Source organism: Pararhizobium qamdonense, assembly GCF_029277445.1.
Taxonomy (GTDB): Bacteria; Pseudomonadota; Alphaproteobacteria; order Rhizobiales; family Rhizobiaceae; genus Pararhizobium; species Pararhizobium qamdonense.
This window is the reverse complement of record NZ_CP119566.1, coordinates 3,051,807-3,068,116: the sequence shown is the minus strand read 5'-3', so window position 1 is coordinate 3,068,116 and position 16,310 is coordinate 3,051,807. Positions and strand designations below refer to the sequence as shown.

Below are 16,310 nucleotides of genomic sequence, written 5' to 3'. Positions count from 1 at the left end.
GCCCACCTCCAACATGTGCATCCGCATAGATAAACGATAACTGGATACCGGTACCTGGCTGATGATCAGACTGATTGGATATTTCTTCGGCATTGGCGCATTCATGGTGCTCGGCGTTGCCGCAGCGGCTGCCATTTATCTTGGCCATGTGACCAAGGACCTGCCAGATTATGAGGTCTTGAACAGCTACGCGCCGCCGGTAACGACGCGCGTGCATGCCGGCAACGGCGCGCTGATGGCCGAATATGCCCGCGAGCGCCGCCTCTATCTGCCGATCCAGGCCATTCCGGACCGTGTCAAGGCGGCCTTCATTTCGGCCGAAGACAAGAATTTCTACCAGCATCCCGGCGTCGATATCACGGGTCTCGGCCGCGCCATCTTCGTCAACCTGCAGAATTTCGGTTCCGGCCGCCGCCCGGTCGGCGCCTCGACGATCACCCAGCAGGTGGCCAAGAACTTCCTCCTGTCCGCCGACCAGACGATCGACCGCAAGGTCAAGGAAGCGATCCTGTCCTTCCGCATCGAGCAGGCCTACAGCAAGGACCGCATTCTCGAACTGTATCTCAACGAGATTTTCTTCGGCCTGAATTCCTACGGGATCGCGGGCGCAGCACTCACCTATTTCGACAAATCCGTGACCGAACTGACGATCGCCGAGACGGCCTATCTTGCCGCATTGCCGAAGGGTCCGGCAAACTATCATCCGTTCCGCAGGGCCGAAGCGGCCATCGAGCGCCGCAACTGGGTAATCGACCGCATGGTCGAGAATGGCTATGTCGCCAAGAGCGATGGCGAGGAAGCCAAGAAGCAGCCGCTCGGCGTCAGCGTCCGCCGTGGCGGTTCGCATCTGTTTGCCTCCGATTATTTCGCTGAGGAAGTCCGCCGCCAGATCATCCAGCGCTATGGCGACAATGCTCTCTACGAAGGCGGCCTGTCGGTTCGCACGTCGCTCGACCCGCGCATTCAGGTGGAAGCGCGCCGCGCGCTGCAGAACGCGCTGGTGTCCTATGACGAGCGCCGCGGGTTCCATGGTCCGATGAAGTCGATCGAGATCGGTGGCGACTGGGGCGAGCCGCTGGGCAAGCTGAATGCGCTGTCGGATGTTCCCGAGTGGAAACTGGCTGTTGTCCTGTCGGTTGATGGCAATGGCGCCGATATCGGCATCCAGCCGGACAAGGATGCAGGCGGCAAGGTCGGCGCCGATCGCGTCACCGGCCGTATCAGCGCCAAGAATATGCAATGGGCCTACCGTTCATCGACCGGCGATCGCAAGACGGCCCGGTCTCCGGAAGGTGTCGTTGGGCCGGGCGATGTCGTCTATGTCGAACCGACCGATGCAGCCGGCGAGTTTCGCCTGCGCCAGCCGCCGAAAGTGCAGGGCGGCCTTGTCGCCATGGACCCGCATACGGGCCGCGTTCTGGCCATGGCCGGTGGCTTCTCCTATGGCCAGTCGGAATTCAACCGGGCAACGCAGGCCATGCGCCAGCCGGGATCGTCCTTCAAGCCCTTCGTCTACGCGGCAGCGCTCGACAACGGCTATACGCCGGCGTCGGTCATCCTCGATGCGCCGTTCGAACTCGTCACCGGCGGCCAGGTCTGGCGTCCGGAAAACTACGGCGGCGGTTCGGCCGGTCCTTCGACGCTGCGGCTCGGCATCGAAAAGTCCCGTAACCTGATGACCGTCCGGCTCGCCAACGATATGGGCATGAACCTCGTTGCCGAATATGCCGAACGTTTCGGCATCTATGACAAGATGCTGCCGGTTCTCGCCATGTCGCTCGGCTCGGGCGAAACGACCGTGCTGCGCATGGTCTCGGCCTATTCGGTGCTCGCCAATGGCGGCAAGCAGATCAAGCCGTCGATGATCGACCGTATCCAGGACCGGTACGGCAAGACGATTTTCCGTCATGAAGAGCGCACCTGCGACAATTGCAATGCTGCCGATTGGGAAGACCAGGAAGAGCCGGTGCTCACCGACAACCGCGAGCAGGTGCTTGACCCGATGACCGCCTACCAGATCACCTCGATGATGGAAGGCGTGGTTACGCGCGGAACCGCGGCCGGCAAGATCAAGCTCGACCGCCCGGTTGCCGGCAAGACCGGCACGACCAATGACGAAAAGGATGCCTGGTTCGTTGGCTATACGCCGGACATGGTGGCAGGCCTCTATCTCGGCTTCGACAGTCCGGCACCGCTTGGCCGTGGCGGCACGGGCGGCAGTCTTGCAGCACCGGTCTTCAACGATTTCATGCAGGCGGCCATTGTCGGCACGCGCCCGAGCAAGTTCGTGGTTCCGGAGGGCATGAGCCTCATCCCCGTCAACCGCAAGACCGGCATGGCGGCGGCCGATGGCGATCCCGACACGATCATTGAGGCTTTCAAGCCCGGCACCGGCCCGGCCGAGACCTTCTCGGTCATCGGTGGCGCCGATCAATATATCCCGCCGGAAGAAATCCTGAAGGCATCGCCGCAGGCAAACGACGCCATCAACCGTGGCTCCAGCGGACTGTTTTAACCCCATCCTTCCCCTTTGCTGACGCCTGCCGGTCTTTACATAACCGGCAGGCGTCGCTATTCACGGCGCACATTCCATAAAGAGCGCAAGAAGCAGGATCATGCGGACCGAAATCGAGAATATTGTCGACGAAATCAAGCAGGCCATAAGCCTGCTGAGGAGGCATCTTTGACTGGGATCAGGCGGTAAGACGGCTGGACTGGTTGAACAACAAATCCGAGGACCCAAACCTCTGGAACGATGCGGCCGAAGCGCAGAAACTGATGCGGGAACGCCAGCATCTCGATGACGGCATCACCAGCGTGCGCGCTTTCGAGCAGCAGATGCAGGATGCGATCGATCTCATCGAACTGGGTGAGGAAGAGGGCGACGGCGATATTGTCAAGGAAGCCGAGGACGCCTTGCGGGTCCTGCGCACCGAGGCCGCCCGCCGCCAGGTAGAAGCGATGCTGTCCGGCGAGGCCGACAGCAACGACACCTATCTCGAAGTCCATTCCGGCGCCGGCGGCACAGAGAGCCAGGACTGGGCCAATATCCTCTTGCGCATGTACACGCGCTGGGCGGAACGCCAGGGCTACAAGGTCGAACTGCTCGAAGTTCACGACGGCGAAGAAGCCGGCATCAAGTCGGCGACCCTTCTGGTCAAAGGACACAATGCGTATGGCTGGCTGAAGACCGAATCGGGCGTTCACCGCCTGGTGCGCATCTCGCCTTTCGACAGCAACGCGCGCCGCCACACCTCGTTCTCGTCAATCTGGGTCTATCCCGTCATCGACGATTCCATCCAGATCGATATCAACGAGAGCGATTGCCGCATCGACACCTACCGGTCGTCGGGCGCCGGCGGTCAGCACGTCAACACCACCGATTCGGCCGTGCGCATCACGCATATGCCGTCCGGCATCGTCGTGCAGTGCCAGCAGGAGCGCTCGCAGCACAAGAACAAGGCCAAGGCCTGGGACATGCTGCGCGCCCGTCTTTACGAAGCCGAACTGAAGAAGCGCGAAGACGCCGCCAATGCCGAGGCGGCCTCCAAGAGCGATATCGGCTGGGGCCACCAGATCCGCTCCTACGTGCTGCAGCCCTACCAGCTGGTCAAGGACCTGCGCACCGGCGTTGCAAGCACCGCACCCGACGATGTGCTCGACGGCGACCTCAACGAGTTCATGGAAGCCGCACTCGCCCACCGCGTCAACGGCGGCGCCGATGCCGTGGTCGATGATCTGGCGTAAGCCGGGTTTTCCATCGTGTAAAAATCAGAAAAGCCGGGCGCAAACCATCGCCCGGCTTTTCTTTTTGATCTGTAAGGATCAGTTGGTTGCGCGCTCGACCTTGATATCACCGACATCGTCGATCAGCACCGTCCAGCTCTCCGGTTCGCTCGCCGCCGGGTCCGTCTTCAGATAGACCGTGGCAAACAGTCCCGGCTGGGCGGCAAGGCCGTCCGATGTATCCGGCCTGATATCGGTGACATAGGCTTTCATCGCGGAAAATTCCTCAAGCTCTGCCGACGAAACCACTTTCGGACCGGACGCATCCAGCGACACCTGCTGCAGAAAGATGTGGGCGTTACCCTCCGGCTGGCGCACCGCAACCAACTTGTAATAGCCACGCTGGGCCGCAGGCGCGGCTTCAGGCTGATTGCCCGGCGCCGTGCCTGCCTGTTGATCGGGGACGCCGAGCGGATCGCCGCTTTCCTCCCAGAACCCGGTGCTGGTCACGAAAATGATGTTGGCAGGCATCAGCACGGTCTCGTCTGCGCGGGCAGGCGATCCCGCAGCCAGAGGCAGCGCCAGAGCAAGGGCAGCCAGGCAGCAAAGGGAAAGCGGGGCTGCGCGCCGTCTATCTTGCCGGGGCGAAAGCACGCTGGAGCGTTGAATGGGGAGCATCGTGAGGCCTTCGGTAAACGCGTGTAACAGCTGGATGCTCTGGTGCCCCGATCCGTTGCAGGCTTCAAGGCACATACAACTCTGCCACAGTTTCAGGCGGGAATCGATTCGAAATCAAGGCATTGCAGCGGGGAGCGAAAACCCTGCCTGAGAAACCGAGACGTACTTCAGTTTGAAAACTGTTCTGCAAGAATGCGGTCCGACCAGGAATAATCCGGGTCCGAAAGGATGTGCGCCGTCTTGTTTTCCGATTCGGCGATGCGAACCTTCACCACTGACTTGACCTCGATATGATCGGCGACCGCGTTGACCGGGCGTTTTTCCGGCTCGAGAATTTCGATATCGACGGTCACTTTATTGGGGAGCAGCGCACCACGCCAGCGCCTCGGCCGGAAGGGGCTGACCGGCGTTAGCGCCAGAAGCGGAGCCTCAAGCGGCAGGATCGGGCCATGCGCGGACAGATTATAGGCCGTCGATCCGGCCGGCGTGGAGAGCAGCACCCCGTCGCAGATCAGTTCCTCCAGCCGCACCCGGTCATCGACGACCACGCGCAGCTTCGCCGCCTGATAGGATTGGCGGAAAAGATAGACTTCGTTGATCGCCAGCGCCCTAAAACTGTTGCCGTCCGTGTCGACCGTCTGCATCTCCAGCGGCCGGAATGTGTTCTCGACCGCTTCTGCCAGGCGTTTGTGCAGGTTTTCGGTGCTGTAGCGGTTCATCAGAAAGCCGATCGAGCCACGGTTCATGCCGTAGATCAGCTTGCCGGAATTCATCGTCTTGTGCAGCGTCTGCAACATGAACCCGTCGCCGCCGAGTGCCACGATCACATCGGCCCCGTCCGGATCTTCCTGGCCGTAAAGCGCAATCAACTCCGCCGCCGCCGCCTGGGCTTCATCGGTTGCGGAAGCGGCAAAGGCGATGGTTTTAAACGTGCGAGCCATGAAATGCCTGTCTGCTTTAGGAAAAAGGACCGTTACATACGCAAAGGCCCCGAATATGCATCATCTCCATGTCCGGCAGAAGACGCCGCTGGACGGGATGCAAAGACACATCATGCACAAAAGCCCATGCCTTGAAAGGAAAGAGTGAAGGTCATTCCCGCCAGCGCTCCGGGACATCACGCACCATCATCGAATATGGCCGGCTGATAACCGGCGCGCCGTGATTCGCGCGGCAATTCGGGTTGATTCTCAATGGGATTGCAAAGGGTTTTGGGGCCATAAACGCATCTGGCACCACCAATTGGCAAGCCAGCAAAACATCCAGTAAATCTGGATTGTGTCGAGGAAAAATGGTGCCCCCACCAGGACTCGAACCCGGGACCCCCTGATTACAAATCAGGTGCTCTACCAACTGAGCTATAAGGGCAGCACTTGCGGCAGGGAGTTACCATATTCTGATCGCGTGTAAAGCAAAAATGCGATTGTGCGGCTGCTTTTTCGTGGAGACGGCGGCTGCATAGGCGCGGAGCGTTATTCTGCGGCTTCGAGCATGGCTGCCGGCGGGTCGATTTCGGTGCAGCGCGACATGGCGCTTGGCAGGTGGTCGGCAATGAAATCGATGAGGGCGCGGACCGAGGGCAGCATGCCGTGGCGCGAGGTGAACACCAGATGCGCAATGGTGGTGTTCGAGCACCAGTCCGGCAGCACCGGCATCAGAACCCCGGTGCGGATGCCCCGGTTGCAGAGATGATCGGGAAGAAGGGCGATGCCGATGCCCTCGATGGCGGCCCGCTCCAGAATGCCGAAATCGCCGCAACCGATCACCGGCTGATGGGCGATGTCGCGTTTCGTTCCGTCGGTATGGTTCAATTGCCAAGTATCAGTCAGATGCTGTTCGTTCATCGACAGCGTCGGCAGGGTACCGAGCGTATCGATCGTCACATTGCCGATCCGCGCCATCAAGGCGGGGCTTGCGACGAGAAACTGGCGGGCCTCGCCGAGCTTGCGCACGATCAGATTGTTGTCGGTATCCAGCTGGTCGCGGGCCCGCAGCGCAACGTCGATGCGCTCCTCGACCAGATCGATCCGCCGGTTGGTCGCGGTGATCAGCAGGCGCACGCCGGGATAGCGGCGGTGAAAGGCCGGCAGGATATGGCCGACAATCGGCGCAAAACCGATCGGGCACGCCAGCCGCACGACGCCGGTAGGCTCGCTCTTGGCGGCGGCGACCACGGCTTCGGCGGCCTCGACGCCCGACAGGATCGTCTCGCAGCGCTCGTAGAAGGCCTGGCCGATATCGGTGACCCGCAGCTTGCGGGTGGACCGTTCGAGCAGGCGCACATCCAGCTGCTGCTCCAGCCGGGCGACATGCTTGCTGAGCTTGGATTTCGGAATATTGAGGACACGGGCGGCGGAGGAAAAGCCCTTGTGTTTCACCACGGCGGCAAAGAGCGCGAGATCGTTCAGGTCCTGCATGTCACACCTTCATGTCCATTAAGGATTGGTTCCATTGTTTCTATCAGGAAACGGCTTGTCGAAAAAGGGGCGGCTTATCGGCCGATTGTTTTAAATTCATATGTGATGCACCCAAACGCCACGCAAGCACACACAAGCCATAAGGTGCCCGCCATGAACATTCTGCATCTCGACTCCGGCATTCTCGGAGACCATTCCGTGTCGCGCCGCCTGACGGCATCGATCGTCGCGCGCATCAAGGCCGAACGCCCCGGCGATAGCGTCACCTACCGCGATCTGGCCGCCGCGCCGCTCGCCCATCTCAACGGCTCGCACCTGATGGCGGCATCCGCCAATCCGGAGGGCCTGGATGCCACGCTTGTGTCCGAGCTGGATGCCGGCCGCGCCTCGCTCAACGAGTTTCTCGCTGCCGATGTCGTCGTCATCGGTGCGCCGATGTACAATTTTGCCATTCCGAGCCAGCTGAAGACCTGGATCGACCGTATCCTGGTTGCCGGAACGACGTTCCGCTACACCGAAGCCGGCGTTGAAGGTCTGGCCAAGGGCAAGAAGATCATCGTCGCCTCGACCCGTGGCGGCCATTATTCCGGCGCGTCCCCGATCAGCGCCATGGACCACCAGGAAACCTATCTCTCCACCGTGTTCGGTTTCATCGGCATCACCAATGTCGAATTCGTGCGCGCCGAAGGCCTGGCCATCAGCCCCGATTCCAAGGAAGCGGCCATCACGGAAGCGGAAAAGGCCATTGCCGGCCGCGGCCATTTCGATATCGCTGCGTAACCATCCGCTTCGCTTGCTTCAATGAAAAGCCGGGTACACGCTGCCCGGCTTTTCCGCGTCCCGCCGCTTCAGCGCGGACTGGACACGTCTGCCCCGAGCGGATAGAGCCCGGGTGACACGGCGCAAGCCGGAAAAAGAGAGATGGGAATGACAGATGACGGATGTCCGCGACAGCAACGGCACGATCCTGAATGATGGGGACAATGTTACCCTGATCAAGGATCTCAAGGTCAAGGGCACGTCGGAGACCCTGAAGCGCGGCACGATGATCAAGGGTATCCAGCTGACCGGCAATCCCGACGAGGTCGATTGCCGCCATGCCAAGATCAAGGGGCTGGTGCTGCGCACGGAATTCCTGAAAAAGGCCTGATTCCGGGATCGGCTGACCGTCATAAATCCGATAACCGGCATGCCGGGGTGGGACTCGACGCTCTAAATTTTTGTATTACACTCTGCTTATGAAAACCGTTTCGGCATCGCGGATGATTGCGGTTGTTTCGGTCCTTGCCGGACTGATGCCGGCTGTGTCTCTCGCCGCACCGCCGGATGCCGCCTGCACCTGCCGCAACCGGGAGGGCTCCAAGCTCGAACTCGGCCAGACCGCCTGTATCCGGGTTGGCGATGCCGCCTATCTGGCGCGCTGCGAAAAAGAACTCAATGTCACCACATGGCGAAAGCTTCGGGACGGGTGCCCCGAAGCGCGCTCATCTGTTGCTCTCAAGCCGTTGACAAACGAGCGGATCAGGCTTTCGCCAGATGGCTTCGCGCGGCATACATGGCGATCGCGGCGGCATTGGAGACATTCAGCGACTTGATCGCGCCGGGCATGTCGAGGCGGGCCAGTGCGCTGACCGTCTGGCGCGTCTTCTGCCGCAAGCCTTTGCCCTCGGCCCCCAGAACAAGTGCGATCTTTGCGCCCGACAGCGTCTCTTCCAGTGGCGCCGGACCTTCCGAATCAAGCCCGATCGAGACGAAGCCGAGCTTGTGCAGCTCTTCCAGTGCGTCGGCAAGATTGGTGATCTGGATGTAGGGGATCATTTCGAGGGCGCCGGAAGCGGACTTGGCCATGACGCCCGATTCGGTGGGGCTGTGACGCTGCGTGGTGATCAGCGCGCCGGCATTGAAGGCGACGGCGGAGCGCATGATGGCGCCGACATTGTGCGGATCGGTCACCTGGTCGATGACGAGGATCAGCGGGCTGTCATTGAGCGCCGAAAGCCGGCGCACGGGCAGGGGGACCGTTTCCAGCATCGCACCCTGATGGATGGCGTCAGGCCCGAGGATCTTGTCGAGGTCCTGCGGCGTGACGATCTCGACTGGAAATCCGAGCTCTTCGACCGGGCCGGTTTCAAGCCTGACCAGCGCGTTCTGGGTCACCGAAAGCTTGGTGATCTTGCGCTCGGGATTGTCGAGGGCGGCGCGCACCGTGTGGATGCCGTAGAGCAGCACCTGATCAGGCGCCAGTTGCGGTGCCTTCCAGTCGGGTGCGGCACTCCTCTTGCGCTTGTCCTGCACGGGCGTTGGAATTTCGCCGCGCTCGCGTTTGCCATCGCGATGGGCGCGGCGAAGAGTGGCGTAATGGGTGTCTTTGGCGTTCTTGTCGCCCGGATTATCTTTGCTCATGCCCGTCTTATACTGACGATGCGGTTCGCGTGGAACCGTTTTTCGCGAAATCGGCGGCTCACGATCTTTATCGCGATTTTCCCAACTTTTTCTGAGGCGCCGTGTTGACAGGATGAAACGGGGCCGTCATATACCCGGCGCAGATTGAGGCGACGGCTTGCCCCGGCAAACAACACCTTGATCTGCAAAGCTTGGTCGCTTGATCCCGACAGAATAATGGAGGGATGCCCGAGTGGTTAAAGGGGACGGACTGTAAATCCGTTGGCTCAGCCTACGTTGGTTCAAATCCAACTCCCTCCACCATTCTGTCACACGGATCTTGACCCGCGGGTATAGCTCAATGGTAGAGCAGCAGCCTTCCAAGCTGAATACGCGGGTTCGATTCCCGCTACCCGCTCCATCAAAATGCCTCCCCCATTCACTTCGCCTGTTGTGCTGCTTTAACAAAGTTCCGCAAATTGTTGATTTGCGTCCGCTTCCACGTTTGATGCCGACGCCATTGGAATTGTGCGGGGTCGTCCCTACATAGGCATCATCAAGGCCTCAAGGGCTTGACAGCGCGCAAAATAATTAAGTCTTGCGCATTCCGCCTGAAACCCTTAAACGCCTCCCCAAACCGGCGCCGCCGGTATGGTGCATTCTCATTGATCACAGGAAACTTGACCCCATGGCAAAGAGCAAATTTGAGCGCAATAAGCCGCACGTTAACATTGGCACGATCGGCCACGTCGACCATGGCAAGACGTCGCTGACGGCAGCGATCACGAAGTATTTCGGCGAATACAAGGCGTATGACCAGATCGACGCAGCGCCGGAAGAAAAGGCCCGCGGCATCACCATCTCGACGGCGCACGTCGAATATGAAACGCCTGCCCGTCACTACGCCCACGTCGACTGCCCCGGCCACGCCGACTACGTCAAGAACATGATCACCGGTGCTGCCCAGATGGACGGCGCGATCCTGGTTTGCTCGGCTGCCGACGGCCCGATGCCGCAGACCCGCGAGCACATCCTGCTTGCCCGTCAGGTTGGCGTTCCGGCGATCGTCGTGTTCTTGAACAAGGTCGACCAGGTCGACGACGCTGAACTGCTCGAGCTCGTTGAGCTGGAAGTTCGCGAACTGCTGTCGATGTACGACTTCCCCGGCGACGACATCCCGATCATCAAGGGTTCGGCTCTGGCCGCTCTTGACGATTCCGACAAGAAGATCGGCGAAGACGCTATCCGCGAGCTGATGGCTGCTGTTGACGCCTACATCCCGACGCCTGAGCGTCCGATCAACATGCCGTTCCTGATGCCGATCGAAGACGTATTCTCGATCTCGGGCCGTGGTACGGTTGTGACCGGCCGCGTCGAGCGTGGTATCGTCAAGGTTGGCGAAGAAGTCGAAATCGTCGGCATCCGCGCCACATCCAAGACGACCGTGACCGGCGTTGAAATGTTCCGCAAGCTGCTCGATCAGGGCCAGGCCGGCGACAACATCGGTGCTCTCGTTCGCGGCGTTACCCGTGACGGCGTTGAGCGTGGCCAGATTCTCTGCAAGCCGGGTTCGGTCAAGCCGCACAAGAAGTTCATGGCTGAAGCCTACATCCTGACGAAGGAAGAAGGCGGCCGTCATACACCGTTCTTCACCAACTACCGTCCGCAGTTCTACTTCCGTACAACGGACGTGACCGGCATCGTGTCGCTTCCGGAAGGCACGGAAATGGTTATGCCTGGCGACAACGTCACCGTTGCCGTTGAGCTGATCGTTCCGATCGCGATGGAAGAAAAGCTGCGCTTCGCGATCCGCGAAGGCGGCCGCACCGTCGGCGCCGGTATCGTAGCGTCGATCGTCGAGTAATCGACGATAGCGAAGATGCCGAAAGCTGCCGACGGCAGCAAAGTTGGTGCAAATGGCGCGCAAGCGCGATTTGCACGCGGCGCCGGCATCGTAGCGTCGATCGTCGAGTAATCGACGATAGCGAAGATGCCGAAAGCTGCCGACGGCAGCAAAGTTGGTGCAAATGGCGCGCAAGCGCGATTTGCACGCGGCGCCGGCATCGTCGCGTCTATTCTACGATTTGAATTGAAAAGGGCCTCGCCGGAAACGGCGGGGCCTTTTTGCGGTGCGGCCAGTGCGCAAACCGGCTGAGGCGTAACCCTATTGCGCGGATAACGCGGCAACGGTCAGGCGGGGGACGGCCGGACTTTTGGCATGCCTGTCCGAACCGAAATCCTGTTGCGGCGTTGTCAGGGGCGGGGCATACGGGTCGGCAGAGGAATTGCCGGTGTCCGTTGAGGCGGCACCCGCGCGGAGGATATCATGAAGAAGCGAATTCTGTTCACCGGCGGTGCGGGCAAGGCCGGGCGGCATGCGGTGCCCTATCTGGTTGCGGCTGGATACGAGGTGCACAATATCGATCTGACGCCGCTGGAAAGCCCCGACGTGACCAATCTCATTGCCGATATCACCGATAGCGGACAGATGTTCAACGTCATGTCGATGCACCGGGATTTTCCGGATCTCGAACACGGGCAGGGGCCGCAGCCTTTCGATGCGGTGGTGCATTTTGCCGCCGTGCCGCGCATCCTGATCAAGCCGGATAACGAGACCTTCCGCATCAACACGATGGGCACATACAATGTCATCGAGGCGGCGGTGAAGTCCGGCATCCGCAAGATCATCGTTGCGTCCAGCGAGACGACCTATGGCGTCTGCTTTGCCGAAGGTCACCGCGATTTCCACCAGTTTCCGCTGGATGAAGACTATGATGTCAATCCGATGGATTCCTATGGGCTCTCCAAGGTGGTGAACGAGAAGACGGCGCGTGCCTTTGCCGAGCGGTCTGGCGCCGATATCTATGCGCTGCGAATCGGCAATGTCATCGAACCGCATGAATACGAAAACTTTCCGGCCTATTTCGCCAATCCGGAAATCCGCAAGCGCATTGCCTGGAGCTATATCGATGCGCGCGATCTCGGTCAGATCGTCAAGCTCTGCATCGAGAAGGATGGGCTGGGCTTCCAGGTCTTCAATGCGGCCAACGACACCGTGTCGGCCAACACGCCGTCCAGGGAACTGGCGGCCCGCTATTTTCCGGATGTGCCGTTTACACGGGAAATCAGCGCCTACGAGGGGCTGCTTTCCAACCGGAAGATCCGCGAAGTGCTCGGCTTCAAGGAAGACCATGACTGGCGCAAATATGTGGCGCTGTGAACCGCAGATATCGATGCGGGAAAAACGTGCCCGGATGCGGAATTCTTTCTTTTTTCGCGCAAAGGCGCTTGTCAATTCCGGCCAAACTGAATAATAACCCGCTGACTTCATGTGGCGCTTTGCTTTTGGCACAAGCACCGGTGATGTAGGGGTATAGCTCAGTTGGTAGAGCGGCGGTCTCCAAAACCGCAGGTCGTAAGTTCGAGCCTTACTGCCCCTGCCATTCATTTCGGCGCATTTTCTGCCGCAAAGAGCTGGTACACTATACAGGGAGAGGGCTTGCCTTTTCCGGCTAATTTCGCAAAAAGACCGTTGACCTCTTGTGATTTATAGAATCGGTCTTTATGTAGGGTTCAAACAGACACGCGGCGCGTGGGGCTGATCGTCAGCTTTACGGGCCGTTAAGGCGTGAGCATTCAATGGCATCCAAAACAAATCCATTTACGTTTCTGCAGCAGGTACGTGCTGAGACGGCGAAAGTCACATGGCCTTCACGGCGCGAGACGATGATCTCGACGCTGATGGTATTCGTCATGGTGTTCTTTGCGGCTATCTTCTTTTTTGCTGCGGACCAACTGATGGGCTGGCTGATTGGCCTCGTCCTGAATGCTGGCGTTTGAACGGTTGGGGATGAATATGGCAGCGCGTTGGTACATCGTTCACGCCTACTCGAATTTCGAGAAGAAGGTGGCTGAATCGATCGAGGAGAAAGCCAAACAGAAGGGCCTGAGCCATCTGTTTGAAAAGATTCTCGTTCCGACCGAAAAGGTCGTCGAAGTTCGCCGTGGCCGCAAGGTCGATGCCGAGCGCAAGTTTTTCCCAGGTTACGTGCTGGTGCGCGCCAACCTGACGGATGAGGCCTATCACCTCATCAAGAATACACCCAAGGTCACGGGTTTCCTCGGTTCCGACAACAAGCCGGTTCCGATCCCTGACTTTGAAGCAGAGCGCATTCTCGGCCAGGTTCAGGATGGTGTCGATCGTCCCAAGCCCTCGATCTCGTTTGAGGTCGGCGAGCAGGTGCGTGTTTCCGACGGTCCGTTTGCGTCGTTCAACGGTATCGTGCAGGACGTTGACGAGGAGCGGTCGCGCCTCAAGGTTGAAGTGTCCATCTTCGGCCGCGCAACGCCTGTAGATCTTGAGTACGCTCAGGTCGAGAAAGTCTGATTTCTGAAGGCTGCAGCGCCGGATTCATTCGGTCGCGCGGCTTTCTTTTGGTTTTGCCGGATCATGCATCCGGCAAATGCGGGGTTAACCCGCAAAGCGCGTGGAAGGACACCGGTCTTAGCCGGACCGGTCAAGTCCGCACCACGCAACCGCAGCCGCCGTTCTTTCAAGAGGGACGGCATGAGAAGCCGGGAAACCGGTTGTAACGTTTCCGGGTCCGGTTCGCATATTGGCGGGCAGGGACACCGGGAAAACCATAAAGGCAGAGAGAAATGGCTAAGAAAGTTGCAGGCCAGCTCAAGCTTCAGGTCAAGGCAGGATCGGCAAACCCGTCCCCGCCAATCGGCCCGGCGCTTGGTCAGCGTGGCGTAAACATCATGGAATTCTGCAAGGCGTTCAATGCCGCCACGCAGGAACTGGAAAAGGGCATGCCGATCCCGGTCGTCATCACCTACTACCAGGACAAGTCCTTCACCTTCATCATGAAGCAGCCGCCAGTCAGCTACTTCCTGAAGAAGGAAGCAAAGCTGACATCCGGTTCCAAGACGCCTGGCAAGGGCGCCAAGGCCGGTACCCTCACCAAGGATCAGGTTCGCAAGATCGCTGAAGCCAAGATGAAGGATCTGAACGCGGCTGATATCGAAGGCGCAATGGCAATGGTTGAGGGCTCGGCCCGCTCCATGGGCCTGGAAGTGGCAGGTTGAGACCATGACAAAGATTGCAAAGCGCGTACAGAAGACCCGCGAAGGCATTGATCCGACGAAGCTCGTTGCTTTGTCCGAAGCCATCACCCTGGTGAAGGCTCGCGCCATCGCCAAGTTCGACGAGACCATCGAAGTTGCGATGAACCTCGGCGTTGACCCGCGCCACGCCGACCAGATGGTCCGCGGCGTTGTCAACCTGCCGAACGGCACAGGCCGCGACGTTCGCGTTGCCGTGTTCGCACGTGGCGCCAAGGCTGATGAAGCCAAGGCTGCTGGCGCAGACATCGTCGGCGCGGAAGACCTGGTCGATATCGTTCAGAGCGGCAAGATCGATTTCGATCGCTGCATCGCCACTCCGGACATGATGCCGCTCGTCGGCCGTCTCGGCAAGGTCCTCGGCCCGCGCGGCATGATGCCGAACCCGAAGGTCGGAACCGTCACCATGGACGTCGCCGGTGCTGTCAAGGCATCGAAGGGCGGCGCTGTCGAGTTCCGCGTCGAAAAGGCCGGTATCGTTCACGCCGGCATCGGCAAGGCATCGTTTGATGCTGCTGCTCTTGAAGAAAACATCCGCGCTTTCGCTGATGCGGTCATCAAGGCAAAGCCGGCTGGCGCCAAGGGCAACTACGTCAAGCGTGTCGCGATTTCCTCGACCATGGGTCCGGGCGTCAAGATCGATCCGTCGACGGTTAGCGCAGCTTAAAATTTATCCGGACTTTTGTCCGGTCACAGATTTCCGGCTCTTTGGAGCCGGAAATTCCGGGATCAAACCCGGAACTCCTGTCCGAGATTGCAGGTGGTTATCCCTTAATCACTTAAGCCTGCATGAGATGGGTGAGTCCCGAATTTCATTTGACGCACGCAAGTGTGGAAATTCGGTTCGAACCTCGGCTTGCCTTGTGCCGGACCCGGTTAAACGGGAACGCGCAGGGGACAGGATCCTCGAGCGTCGCTTGGGATCAGCTTTGATCCCTTGTGGCAAAGGCAAACCGACTGGTCCCGTATTTTACGGTCCAGTCAACTGGAGATAGGCAGTGGAAAGAGCGGAAAAACGCGAATTCGTCACGGAGCTGAACGAGTCCTTCAAGGGCGCCGGTTCGGTTGTCGTGGCCCACTATGCTGGTGTCACAGTCGCACAGATGAACGACTTCCGTTCGAAGATGCGCGCTGCTGGCGGCACCGTCAAAGTCGCGAAGAACCGCCTGGCCAAGATCGCCCTTCAGGGTACGGAAGCCGAAGGGATGTCCAATCTCTTCAAGGGTCAGACGCTGGTAGCATTCAGCGCCGACCCGATCACGGCTCCAAAGGTTCTCATGGACTTCGCCAAGACCAACGACAAGATCGTTGTTCTGGGTGGCGCCATGGGCGCAACCACGCTGTCCGCGGATGCAGTCAAGTCGCTTGCGACCCTGCCGTCGCTGGACGAGCTGCGTGCAAAGCTGCTGGGTATGATTCAGACCCCGGCAACGCGTATCGCATCGGTTGTTGCAGCACCGGCAAGCCAGCTTGCCCGCGTGTTCGCGGCCTACGCCAAGAAGGACGAAGAAGCCGCATAAGGCGGTTTTTCGTTGTTGTATCAAACCAAGTTCGAACCGAATAAAAGGAACTAAAAAATGGCTGATCTCTCTAAGATCGTTGAAGACCTCTCCTCGTTGACCGTTCTGGAAGCTGCAGAACTGTCGAAGCTTCTTGAAGAAAAGTGGGGCGTTTCCGCTGCTGCACCGGTCGCTGTTGCTGCTGCCGGCGGCGCTGGCGCTGCTGCTGCTGTTGAAGAAGAAAAGACCGAGTTCGACGTCATCCTCGCAGATGCCGGCGCAAACAAGATCAACGTCATCAAGGAAGTCCGCGCGATCACAGGCCTCGGCCTGAAGGAAGCCAAGGACCTCGTTGAAGCCGCTCCGAAGGCTGTCAAGGAAGGCGTTTCCAAGGCTGAAGCCGCTGATCTCAAGAAGAAGCTCGAAGACGCTGGCGCCAAGGTTGACGTCAAGTAATTCTGCTTGTTTTTAAAGGGGAGGT

At 59.5% G+C, this 16,310-nt stretch carries 16 protein-coding genes and 4 tRNA genes; 15 read left to right on the top strand and 5 right to left on the bottom strand.

Going from position 1 to position 16,310, the window contains the following annotated elements; genetic code table 11:
• Window positions 1–61: 61 nt before the first annotated feature.
• Entirely contained in the window at window positions 62–2,515 is a 2,454-nt protein-coding gene (locus PYR65_RS14950; protein ID WP_060641166.1) for a penicillin-binding protein 1A, read from the top strand.
• A gap of 100 nt (window positions 2,516–2,615) precedes the next feature.
• A protein-coding gene (gene prfB / locus PYR65_RS14945; RefSeq protein WP_276118538.1) for a peptide chain release factor 2 occupies window positions 2,616–3,747 on the top strand; the annotation gives its coding sequence in 2 pieces (ribosomal slippage) (window positions 2,616–2,684 and window positions 2,686–3,747; 1,131 coding nt in all).
• A 78-nt stretch (window positions 3,748–3,825) separates the two neighbouring features.
• On the opposite strand, the gene PYR65_RS14940 is transcribed toward prfB, so the two are convergent.
• The 4 genes from PYR65_RS14940 to PYR65_RS14925 form a co-directional block, all read right to left on the bottom strand.
• On the bottom strand, window positions 3,826–4,404 hold the full coding sequence (locus tag PYR65_RS14940) for a hypothetical protein (protein WP_276118537.1): 579 nt from the start codon (window positions 4,402–4,404) through the stop codon (window positions 3,826–3,828).
• A gap of 167 nt (window positions 4,405–4,571) precedes the next feature.
• Window positions 4,572–5,345 (bottom strand): NAD kinase, encoded by a 774-nt coding sequence (locus PYR65_RS14935; protein ID WP_276118536.1) that lies wholly within the window; start codon window positions 5,343–5,345, stop codon window positions 4,572–4,574.
• 351 nt (window positions 5,346–5,696) lie between these two features.
• A tRNA-Thr gene (locus PYR65_RS14930) sits at window positions 5,697–5,772 on the bottom strand.
• A 104-nt stretch (window positions 5,773–5,876) separates the two neighbouring features.
• On the bottom strand, window positions 5,877–6,821 hold the full coding sequence (locus PYR65_RS14925; protein ID WP_060641163.1) for a LysR family transcriptional regulator: 945 nt from the start codon (window positions 6,819–6,821) through the stop codon (window positions 5,877–5,879).
• A gap of 153 nt (window positions 6,822–6,974) precedes the next feature.
• Here PYR65_RS14925 and PYR65_RS14920 point away from each other — a divergent pair, with 153 nt between their 5' ends.
• Together PYR65_RS14920 and PYR65_RS14915 are read left to right on the top strand one after the other, a co-directional pair.
• Entirely contained in the window at window positions 6,975–7,601 is a 627-nt protein-coding gene (locus tag PYR65_RS14920; protein ID WP_060641162.1) for an FMN-dependent NADH-azoreductase, read from the top strand.
• A 154-nt stretch (window positions 7,602–7,755) separates the two neighbouring features.
• Window positions 7,756–7,971, top strand: a complete 216-nt coding sequence (locus PYR65_RS14915; RefSeq protein ID WP_060641161.1) for an alkylphosphonate utilization protein — start codon at window positions 7,756–7,758, stop codon at window positions 7,969–7,971.
• 371 nt (window positions 7,972–8,342) lie between these two features.
• On the opposite strand, the gene PYR65_RS14905 is transcribed toward PYR65_RS14915, so the two are convergent.
• Window positions 8,343–9,224 carry a TrmH family RNA methyltransferase gene (locus tag PYR65_RS14905; RefSeq protein WP_276118534.1) on the bottom strand — a complete coding sequence of 294 codons (882 nt, stop codon included), beginning with the start codon at window positions 9,222–9,224 and terminating at the stop codon, window positions 8,343–8,345.
• Window positions 9,225–9,442: 218 nt separating this feature from the next.
• Between PYR65_RS14905 and PYR65_RS14900 the strand changes: the two genes are divergently transcribed.
• From PYR65_RS14900 to rplL, 11 genes are all read left to right on the top strand, one after another.
• Window positions 9,443–9,527 (top strand) — tRNA-Tyr (locus PYR65_RS14900).
• Between the two features lie 23 nt (window positions 9,528–9,550).
• Window positions 9,551–9,624, top strand: a tRNA-Gly gene (locus PYR65_RS14895).
• 267 nt (window positions 9,625–9,891) lie between these two features.
• Window positions 9,892–11,067: an elongation factor Tu gene (gene tuf / locus PYR65_RS14890; protein WP_276118533.1), complete on the top strand. Its 1,176-nt coding sequence runs from the start codon at window positions 9,892–9,894 to the stop codon at window positions 11,065–11,067.
• 462 nt (window positions 11,068–11,529) lie between these two features.
• On the top strand, window positions 11,530–12,423 hold the full coding sequence (locus PYR65_RS14885; RefSeq protein WP_276118532.1) for an NAD-dependent epimerase/dehydratase family protein: 894 nt from the start codon (window positions 11,530–11,532) through the stop codon (window positions 12,421–12,423).
• A 147-nt stretch (window positions 12,424–12,570) separates the two neighbouring features.
• Window positions 12,571–12,646, top strand: a tRNA-Trp gene (locus PYR65_RS14880).
• A gap of 196 nt (window positions 12,647–12,842) precedes the next feature.
• Window positions 12,843–13,043 (top strand): preprotein translocase subunit SecE, encoded by a 201-nt coding sequence (secE, locus tag PYR65_RS14875; protein WP_037103350.1) that lies wholly within the window; start codon window positions 12,843–12,845, stop codon window positions 13,041–13,043.
• Between the two features lie 16 nt (window positions 13,044–13,059).
• A complete protein-coding gene (gene nusG / locus PYR65_RS14870; RefSeq protein ID WP_060505015.1) occupies window positions 13,060–13,590 on the top strand; it encodes a transcription termination/antitermination protein NusG in 531 nt (176 codons plus the stop codon).
• A gap of 272 nt (window positions 13,591–13,862) precedes the next feature.
• Window positions 13,863–14,294 carry a 50S ribosomal protein L11 gene (gene rplK, locus PYR65_RS14865; protein ID WP_060636274.1) on the top strand — a complete coding sequence of 144 codons (432 nt, stop codon included), beginning with the start codon at window positions 13,863–13,865 and terminating at the stop codon, window positions 14,292–14,294.
• A 4-nt stretch (window positions 14,295–14,298) separates the two neighbouring features.
• Window positions 14,299–14,997 carry a 50S ribosomal protein L1 gene (rplA, locus tag PYR65_RS14860; protein WP_060636273.1) on the top strand — a complete coding sequence of 233 codons (699 nt, stop codon included), beginning with the start codon at window positions 14,299–14,301 and terminating at the stop codon, window positions 14,995–14,997.
• A gap of 331 nt (window positions 14,998–15,328) precedes the next feature.
• Window positions 15,329–15,850, top strand: coding sequence for a 50S ribosomal protein L10 (gene rplJ, locus PYR65_RS14855; protein WP_037103356.1), 522 nt, complete (start codon window positions 15,329–15,331; stop codon window positions 15,848–15,850).
• A gap of 57 nt (window positions 15,851–15,907) precedes the next feature.
• The gene (rplL, locus tag PYR65_RS14850) at window positions 15,908–16,285 is read left to right on the top strand and encodes a 50S ribosomal protein L7/L12 (RefSeq protein ID WP_060636272.1); all 378 of its coding nucleotides are present in this window, start codon (window positions 15,908–15,910) and stop codon (window positions 16,283–16,285) included.
• The last annotated feature ends 25 nt before the right edge of the window (window positions 16,286–16,310 follow it).